The sequence below is a fragment of the Oleiphilus sp. HI0086 genome (assembly GCF_001635225.1).
Genome location: NZ_LWFZ01000277.1, coordinates 1 through 230, shown reverse-complemented (window position 1 = coordinate 230; position 230 = coordinate 1). Strand labels below are relative to the sequence as shown.

Annotated in this window: 1 protein-coding gene; it reads right to left on the bottom strand. The window is 37.8% G+C overall.

Annotation, left to right across the window (positions count from 1 at the left end; all coding sequences use genetic code 11):
• Position 1: 1 nt before the first annotated feature.
• Entirely contained in the window at positions 2–133 is a 132-nt protein-coding gene (locus tag A3756_RS28960; protein WP_255376503.1) for a hypothetical protein, read from the bottom strand.
• Positions 134–230: the final 97 nt, after the last annotated feature.

The following is a 230-nucleotide window of genomic DNA, read 5'->3' as shown; positions in this document are numbered from 1 at the left end:
TCTATGTAAGAGCAATAGCATTAAAAAAACCCGCAAGTGCACTGGCCGTTAGTGCCAAATTATCGTACAACAGCCCATAATCTTGCGAGAAAGAGTTCTGTATACCAAGGTTCATCCATATATCATTCGTCATCAAATATTCCTAGTCGTTACAAACAAAGGGGCCTTAAATAAATTCCCGAGGATTGTAACAAGTAAAGGAATGACAAATTATCCCAAAGTGGTAACAA

What these genes read in the sequence shown, in the direction of transcription:
- A3756_RS28960 (WP_255376503.1), bottom strand. Translation starts at nt 133, where the DNA reads ATGACGAATGATATATGGATGAACCTTGGTATACAGAACTCTTTCTCG.